Origin of the sequence: Streptomyces sp. RP5T, assembly GCF_003933965.1 — a bacterium.
Classification (GTDB): domain Bacteria; phylum Actinomycetota; class Actinomycetes; order Streptomycetales; family Streptomycetaceae; genus Streptomyces.
The window spans coordinates 1-7,552 of sequence record NZ_RSAJ01000422.1 but is presented as its reverse complement, the minus strand read 5'-3'; the positions used below and the strand labels follow the sequence as shown (position 1 = coordinate 7,552).

The window sequence follows — 7,552 nt, the reverse complement described above, 5'->3', positions numbered from 1 at the left end:
GGGGATGCGTACGCGGCGGGGGTCAGCGGGTCCGTTCCGCCACCAGCACCGGCCGCTCGGGCAGCGACACGCTCACGGCCGCACCCGCGGTGAGCTCGGCGGCCTCGTGCGCGGGCAGGTCGGCCTTGACCTCGGTGCCGTCGGTGAGCCGGACGGTGACGCGGACGGCCGCGCCCAGGAAGGACGTGGCGACCACGCGGGACTTCCCGTCGGCCTCGGCCCGTACCCGCACGGCCTCGGGCCGCACCAGCACGTCGACCTCGCCGGTGGCCGGCACCGGACCGTCGACCGGCAGCCGCTGTCCGAGCACGTCGACGGTGTCCTGGACGAGCCGCCCCGGGATCCGGCTCATCGTGCCCACGAACTCGGCGACGAAGGCGGTGGCGGGGCGGCCGTACAACTCGCCCGGCGGCGCGCACTGTTCGAGCCGGCCGGCGTGCATCACGGCGACCCGGTCCGCCATGGACAGGGCTTCCTCCTGGTCGTGGGTGACGAACAGGGTGGTGATGCCGAGTTCCTGCTGGAGCCGCCGGATCTCCTCGCGCAGGCTGAGCCGCACCTTGGCGTCCAGCGCCGACAGCGGCTCGTCGAGCAGCAGGACGCGCGGGCGCAGGGCGAGCGCGCGGGCCAGCGCGACGCGCTGCTGCTGTCCGCCGGAGAGCTGGTGCGGGAACCGGCCGCCCTTGTCGGCGAGCCCGACGAGGTCCAGCAACTCGGCTGCCCGGGAACGCCGTTCGGACGTGCGGACCTTGCGCATCCGCAGCCCGAAGGCCACGTTGTCGAGCGCGTCGAGGTGCGGGAAGAGGCTGTACGACTGGAAGACCATCCCGGCGTCCCGGCGGTGGGCCGGAACCCGGGTGACGTCCTCGCCGTCCACCAGCACCTCGCCCGAGTCGGGGTGTTCGAAGCCGGCGAGCATTCTGAGGGCGGTGGTCTTGCCGCAGCCGGACGGGCCGAGCAGGGCGAGCAGTTCACCCGGCCGGGCGGTCAGGTCCAGTCCGTCGAGGGCGACGGTCGGGCCGAACTCCCGCCTCAGTCCCCGGAATTCGACGGTCGCAGCTGATTCAGACATGGGTCATCCCCGGGAGGTCGGACGGGTACGGCCGCCGAAGCCGGCCAGGACGAGAAGCAGCACCCACGTCACGAGCAGGCTCAGTACGGACACGGCGACGGACAACTGGGCCTGCGAACCGCTGACGTTGACGATCCACACGGCGAACGGCTGGAAGCCCAGCAGCTGGGCCACGGTGAACTCACCGAGCACCAGGGCCAGGGTGAGGAAGGAGGCGTTGAGGAGGGCGCCGCGCAGGTTGGGCAGGACGGCCCGGACCAGGGCCTGCGGCCAGCCGGCACCGCAGCTGCGGGCGGCCTCGACGAGGGTGCGGACGTCGACCGCGCGCAGCCCGGCGTCCAGGGCCCGGTACGCGAACGGCAGCGCCATCACGACGTACGCGAGGACGAGGACGAACGGGAAGCCGGGGTTCTGGATCGCCACGAAGGTCTCGAACAGCGGGGTGCGGGAGAGGTGGTCGGGCCCCCACTTGAGGACCGTGCCGATACCGGCGACGAAGGCGATGGGCGGCACGACCAGGGGCAGCGAGCACACCACCTCCACGACGGGCCCCAGGCGGGGCGCGCCGAGCCGCAGCGCGACCATGGCGGGCACCATCAGCAGCAGGACGAGGGCGATGGTGGCGAGGGCCAGTTCCAGCGAGAGCAGCAGGCTGGAGACGAAGCCGTCGGTGGAGAAGATCTGCGTGTAGGCGTCGAAGGTGATGCCCTGGCCCGGCACGTCGACGGTGAAGACGACGGACGCGGCGAGCGGGACCAGGAAGTACAGCCCGGCGAGGCCGAGCACGCCCCACCGCCACGCGTTCAGGCGAGCCATCGGGCGCTCCTTCGCTGAAGGGGCAGGTACACGGCCATGACCAGGCCGGCGACCAGGACCATGTCGAGGCTGAGGGCGAGCGCCACGTTCTCCTGGCCGACCAGCACGTTGCCGGAGATCGCGTCGGCGATCTGGAGGGTGACCAGCGGGATCGAACTGCCCACCATCGCGGCGGCGGTGGCGTACGCGGCGAAGGCGCTGCCGAAGAGCAGCACGAACCCGCCGAGCAGCGTGGGCAGCAGGACGGGCAGGGCGACGAACCGCCAGTACTGCGTGCCCGTCGCCCCGTTGTTCTGCGCGGCCTCGCGCCACTGGACGCGCAGCCCCTCCAGCGCGGGGGTGACGGTGAGGACCATGAGCGGGATCAGGAAGTACAGGTAGACGATGACCAGGCCCCAGAAGCTGTAGAGGTCCCAGCCCCGGCCGGCGAGGCCGAAGTGCCGGGTCAGGACACCGGCGTTGCCGAGCGTGGCGACGAAGGCGAAGGCCAGCGGGACGCCGCCGAAGTTGGCGAGGACCCCGGAAGCGGTGAGCACGGCCTCGCGCAGCGCGCGGAAGCGGGAGGTCACCACGGCCTGGGCGAGGGGCAGTCCGACCAGGGTGCCGAGGGCGGCGGACACGGCCGACAGCTTCACGCTGCCGAGCAGGGCGGTCAGGTAGGCGCCCTTGAGGGAGGCGGTGAGGTTGTCCAGGGTGTACGAAGTCGCCCCGGTGGCCGGGTCCTTGGCGGTGAACGCGCCGTCGAGCATGGCGAGGGCGGGCAGCCCGAAGGCGACCGCGACGAACACCAGCAGCGGGAGGACGGCGACCCAGCCGAGGGACCGGCGCCGCCGCCTCACCCGGGCGGCGGGCGCCGTGTCCACCCGTACGGCGGTGGCCGTCATCCGGAGACGGCCTTCGCCCAGCCCTGTCCGAGGACCGTCTTGGCCTTGCTCTGCTGGGCCTCGGTCGGGAAGGACGGGGTGCCGGAGACCTCGGGCAGCTTGGCGGCGGCCGTCTTGTCGAGGGTGCCGCCCTTCTCCATGGCGGTCATCAGGGCCGGGCGGGCGTACCCCTTGAGCCAGAGGTTCTGGCCCTCGGCGCTGTAGAGGTACTCCTGCCACAGGCGTGCGGCCGCGGGGTGCGGGGCGTCCTTGTTGACGGCCTGGGAGTAGTACTGCGAGAACTGGCCGTCACTCGGGACCGCGACCTTCCAGTCGACGCCCTTGGACTTGAACTCGTCGGCGTAGCCGGCGTTGAGGTAGTCCCAGTCGATGCTGATCGGCGTCTCGCCCTTCTCGACGGTGGCCGGGGTCGACTCGACGGGCGTGTAGTTGCCGTTCTTCTTCAGCTCGGCGAAGAAGTCGAGGCCGGGCTGGATGTCGTCGAAGGAGCCGCCGTTCGCGAGCGCGGCCGCGTAGACGCCGCCGAAGGCCGAACCGGACTTGGTGGGGTTGCCGTTGAGGGCGACCTGGCCCTTGTACTGCGGCTTGAGCAGGTCGGCGAAGGTGGTGGGGCAGCTCTTGACGCGCTTGGCGTCGCAGCCGATGGAGATGTAGCCGCCGTAGTCGTTGTACCAGCGGGCCTGCGGGTCCTTCTGCCCGGCGGGGATGTCGTCGTACGACTGGACCTTGTACGGCGCGAGCAGTCCCTGCTGGGCGGCGCTGAGCGCGAAGGAGGAGCCGAGGTCGAGGACGTCCGGCGCGCGGTCCTGGCCCTTCCTGGACGTCACCGCGTTGATCTCGTCCTGGCTGGAGCCGTCGGGGTTCTCGACGGAGATCTTGATGCCGTACTTCTTCTGGAAACCGTCAATGAGAGCGCCGTAGTTGGCCCAGTCACGGGGCAGCGCGATGGCGTTGAGCGTGCCCTCCTTCTTCGCCGCGGCGACCAGCTTGTCCATGCCGCCGAAGTCGGCGGCCGACGTGGCGGTGGCGGAGTTCTTGCCGTCGGCGGTGGTCGACGCGGTGTCGGGGGCGGCGCCACAGGCGCTCAGGGCGAGGGCGGCGAGGGTGGCGAGCACGCCGAGGGCGGCGGTTCTCGGCAGGGACACGGTCACGGCTTCTCCAGGGGACGCGCGAGGGTGCAGGAGCCATACAGGGATCGAGAAGGAGAGAACTTGTCTGAACAAGTTGGCCCCAGTAAGGCTGCCGCCGGTGTCCGGTCGGTAAACACTGGCGAAACGTCGGCCCCCGAATTCCCGCACAATCAGGACTTCCGCGAGCAGCGCGCCAGGTCGACTACGCTGGTCACGCTGTGCACAGCATTCGACTCAGAGGGGAAGCATGGGGGCGCGACACGAGGAGATCGCCGACGCACTGCGCCGGGCGATCGGCCGCGAGGAGTACACCGTCGGCAGTCTGCTGCCCGCCGAGACGGAACTCGCGGCGCACTACGGCGTCTCCCGGGGGACGGTCCGCCAGGCGGTGGCGGCGCTGACGGCCGAGGGGCTCATCGGGTCCCGGCAGGGCGCCCGGCGGGTGGTGCTGGCCAGCCGCCGCAGCCAGAGCTTCGCGGAGCTGAGGAGTTTCGCCCAGTGGGCGCGGGCGATGGGCCGGGAGGCGACCGGCCGGGTGGTGACCCAGGAGTACCGCCCCGCCTCCAAGGAGGACGCGGTACGCCTCCAACTGGTCGTCGGCACGCCCGTGTTGCACGTCCTGCGGGTGCGCGGCCTGGACGGCGAACCGGTGCTGCTGGAGCGGACGGTGTACGCCGACTGGATCGCGCCGACCGTCGAGGCCGTCGAACCCGACTGCCCCTCGGTCACCCAACGCCTGTACGACGACACGGGGTTGGTGTTCGCCTACGGGGAGCACGTCATCGACGCGGTGGCGGCCGGAGCGCGCGACGCGGAGCTGCTGGACGTCCGCCGGACCAGTCCGCTGCTGCGCGTCCGCCGGGTGACCACGACCCGCGAGGGGCGCCCGGTGGAATGGTCGGACGACCGCTACCGCTCGGACGCGGTGAGCTTCAGCGTGCACAACTCGATCGGCAACAACGCGCTGGCCCGCAAGACCGCGGAGTAGTCCCGCGCTTCGGGACGTGCGGGGCTACCCTGCGCAGAGGGCGCCGGCGAAGGCGTACTCCCCGCACGCGCACGCTCGCACCGCCACCCGCGACGGGGTCCCCGTGAACATCGCCGCGCTCCCCTTCGTCGACGAGCACGCGACGCCGGTCGCGGCCCGGGCCGACGACGTCTGGCAGGCACTCGGCGAGATCCTGGAGGAGTCCTTCGGCCGCCCCCGCTCTGCCCGCTACGCCCGCCTCGTGGGTGTGGCCGACCGTACGGCCGCCGGGCCGCGGCCCCTCGCCGAGGGCTCGGCCTTTCCCGGGTTCCGGGTGGCCCACGCGGTCCCGGGCCGACACCTGGTCCTCGTCGGACGCCACCACTTCTCGACGTACGCCCTCGTCTTCCGCGTGGAGGAGGCCGAAGGCGACGGGACCCGGCTGCGGGCCGAGAGCCGGGCCCGGTTCCCCGGACCCGGCGGTGCCCTCTACCGGCTGCTGGTCGTCTCCTCCGGCGCGCACGCCCTGCTCACCGGGCGCCTGCTGGCCTCGGTCCGGCGCCGCGCCGAGCGGCTCAGGTGGGCGAACCCGACGAGAAGCGCCTGAGCAGCGGGGAGAGGACCAGCACCGACTTGGTGCGCTCCACGAAGGGCTCCCCGGCGATCCGCTCCAGGACCCGCTCGAAGTGCCGCATGTCGGAGGCGAAGACCTGCACGACGGCGTCCGCCTCGCCGGTGACGGTGGAGGCGGCCACGACTTCCTGGTAGCGCTCCAGGCCCCGCTGGATGGTCTCCGGGGAGGTGTTGCGCCGGCAGTAGATCTCGACGAACCCCTCGGTCTCCCAGCCGAGGGCCGCCGGGTCCACGCGTACGGTGAATCCGGTGATGGCCCCCGTGGCACGCAGCCGGTCCACGCGCCGTTTCACGGCGGGTGCGGACAGGCCGACGATCTGCCCGATGTCCGCGTAGGAGCGTCGGGCGTCCTCGGCGAGGGCGTGCACGATGCGTTCGTCGAGATCGTTCAGCACGGTGGGTGGATCAGCTTTCGGGTGTTGCGAGTCGGGAACGGCGGTGGCCGTACACGAAGTAGAACACGAGCCCGGCGGCCATCCAGACCCCGAAGACCACCCAGGTGACGGTGGACAGGCTGCCCATCATCCACACGCAGAAGGCGAAGCCCAGCGCCGGGAAGAACGGCGAGAGCGGGACGCGGAAGGTGCGGGGCATGTCCGGGCGGGTCCGGCGCAGCACGACGACGGCGATGTTGACCAGCGCGAAGGCGAAGAGCGTGCCGATGCTGGTGGCGTCGGCGAGCTGCCCCAGCGGGATCGCCGCGGCCAGCACCCCGCAGAAGAGGGAGACGATCACCGTGTTGGCCCGGGGCGCGCCGGTCCTCGGGTGGACGCGGCCGAACACCTTGGGCACCAGTCCGTCCCGGGACATCGCGAAGAGGATGCGGGTCTGGCCGTAGAGCACGGTCAGGACGACGCTCGCGATGGCGATGACCGCGCAGAACGCCAGCAGGGTGCCCCAGAAGGTCTGCCCGGTCACCTCGCGCATGATCTGGGCGAGCGCGGCCTCCGAGTCGTTGAAGTGCTGCCAGGGCTTGGCGCCGACGGCGACGGCCGCGACCAGGACGTACAGCGCGGTCACGATGACCAGCGAGAGCATGATCGCGCGCGGGAGGTCGCGCTGGGCGTTCTTCGCCTCCTCACCGGCGGTGGAGGCGGCGTCGAAGCCGATGTACGAGAAGAAGAGTGTGGCTCCGGCCGCGCTGACCCCGGCCATCCCGAGAGGCATGAAGTGCTCGTAGTTGCCCGAGCGGAAGCCCTGGATCCCGATCGCGCAGAACAGCACCAGCGCGGCGATCTTCACGACCACCATGACGGTGTTGGCGCGGGCCGACTCGCGGGCCCCGCCCAGCAGGAAGGCCATGGCGAGCAGGACGACTATCAGCGCCGGCAGGTTGAAGACGCCGCCGTCGCCGGGCGGGGCGGACAGGGCGTCCGGGATGGTGACGCCGAGGGTCCCGTCGAGCAGCTCGTTGAGGTACTCGCCCCAGCCGACGGCCACGGCGGCGACCGAGACGCCGTACTCCAGGACCAGGCACCAGCCGCAGATCCAGGCGATCAGTTCGCCCATGGTTGCGTACGCGTACGAGTACGAGGACCCGGCGACCGGGATGGTGCCGGCCAGCTCGGCGTAGGACAGGGCCGAGAAGAGGGCGGTGAGGCCGGCGATCACGAAGGAGAGGGTGACGGCCGGGCCGGCCTTGGGGACCGCCTCGCCCAGGACGACGAAGATGCCGGTGCCGAGGGTGGCGCCGATGCTGATCATCGTCAGCTGCCAGAGCCCGAGGGAGCGCCGGAGAGCCCCTCCCTCGCCCTGGCCGCCCTCCGCCACCAGCCGTTCCACCGGCTTGCGCCGCATCAGGCGTGCGCCGAGGCCCGTCGCCTGTGGTGTGCGCTGTTGTGGGGGTGCGCCTTGGTCGAGCACGCGCTGACTCCTTCGTCGCTGCAGGTGAGTACAGCGAAGCACCCTACGAGTCCGGACGTCACAGTCGTAATGCAGCAACCTTGCACGCACTCGCAAGATCGTTGCGTTCCCCGCGGAAGGACGAACCTTCGTTGCACACAGCCCCGCACGGCCGGCGCCAGCCCCCCTTCCGGCTCCGGTACCGAAC

Annotated in this window: 8 protein-coding genes; 2 read left to right on the top strand and 6 right to left on the bottom strand. The window is 71.5% G+C overall.

Annotation, left to right across the window (positions count from 1 at the left end):
- Positions 1-22: 22 nt before the first annotated feature.
- The 4 genes from EHS43_RS32025 to EHS43_RS32010 are packed head-to-tail and all read right to left on the bottom strand — an operon-like array spanning position 23 to position 3,923.
- Positions 23-1,072: an ABC transporter ATP-binding protein gene (locus EHS43_RS32025; RefSeq protein ID WP_125194181.1), complete on the bottom strand. Its 1,050-nt coding sequence runs from the start codon at positions 1,070-1,072 to the stop codon at positions 23-25.
- 3 nt (positions 1,073-1,075) lie between these two features.
- Positions 1,076-1,888, bottom strand: coding sequence for an ABC transporter permease (locus EHS43_RS32020; protein ID WP_125194180.1), 813 nt, complete (start codon positions 1,886-1,888; stop codon positions 1,076-1,078).
- Entirely contained in the window at positions 1,876-2,772 is an 897-nt protein-coding gene (locus EHS43_RS32015) for an ABC transporter permease subunit (RefSeq protein ID WP_125194179.1), read from the bottom strand. The genes EHS43_RS32020 and EHS43_RS32015 overlap by 13 nt, the downstream gene beginning before the upstream one ends.
- On the bottom strand, positions 2,769-3,923 hold the full coding sequence (locus EHS43_RS32010; RefSeq protein WP_125194178.1) for an ABC transporter substrate-binding protein: 1,155 nt from the start codon (positions 3,921-3,923) through the stop codon (positions 2,769-2,771). Before EHS43_RS32010 ends, EHS43_RS32015 begins: the two co-directional genes overlap by 4 nt.
- Before the next feature lie 226 nt (positions 3,924-4,149).
- Between EHS43_RS32010 and EHS43_RS32005 the strand changes: the two genes are divergently transcribed.
- A complete protein-coding gene (locus EHS43_RS32005) occupies positions 4,150-4,890 on the top strand; it encodes a GntR family transcriptional regulator (RefSeq protein WP_125194177.1) in 741 nt (246 codons plus the stop codon).
- A gap of 103 nt (positions 4,891-4,993) precedes the next feature.
- Positions 4,994-5,476: a hypothetical protein gene (locus EHS43_RS32000; RefSeq protein ID WP_125194182.1), complete on the top strand. Its 483-nt coding sequence runs from the start codon at positions 4,994-4,996 to the stop codon at positions 5,474-5,476.
- Here the strand turns inward: EHS43_RS32000 and EHS43_RS31995 are convergent.
- Together EHS43_RS31995 and EHS43_RS31990 are read right to left on the bottom strand one after the other, a co-directional pair.
- A complete protein-coding gene (locus EHS43_RS31995; RefSeq protein WP_007380661.1) occupies positions 5,445-5,897 on the bottom strand; it encodes an Lrp/AsnC family transcriptional regulator in 453 nt (150 codons plus the stop codon). The genes EHS43_RS32000 and EHS43_RS31995 overlap by 32 nt on opposite strands.
- A 10-nt stretch (positions 5,898-5,907) precedes the next feature.
- Positions 5,908-7,365 (bottom strand): amino acid permease, encoded by a 1,458-nt coding sequence (locus tag EHS43_RS31990; RefSeq protein WP_125194176.1) that lies wholly within the window; start codon positions 7,363-7,365, stop codon positions 5,908-5,910.
- Positions 7,366-7,552: the final 187 nt, after the last annotated feature.

Excerpts from the sequence above, each read along its gene's own strand:
- EHS43_RS32025 (WP_125194181.1), bottom strand. The coding sequence starts at position 1,072 with ATGTCTGAATCAGCTGCGACCGTCGAATTCCGGGGACTGAGGCGGGAG.
- EHS43_RS32020 (WP_125194180.1), bottom strand. The coding sequence starts at position 1,888 with ATGGCTCGCCTGAACGCGTGGCGGTGGGGCGTGCTCGGCCTCGCCGGG.
- EHS43_RS32015 (WP_125194179.1), bottom strand. The coding sequence starts at position 2,772 with ATGACGGCCACCGCCGTACGGGTGGACACGGCGCCCGCCGCCCGGGTG.
- EHS43_RS32005 (WP_125194177.1), top strand. The coding sequence starts at position 4,150 with ATGGGGGCGCGACACGAGGAGATCGCCGACGCACTGCGCCGGGCGATC.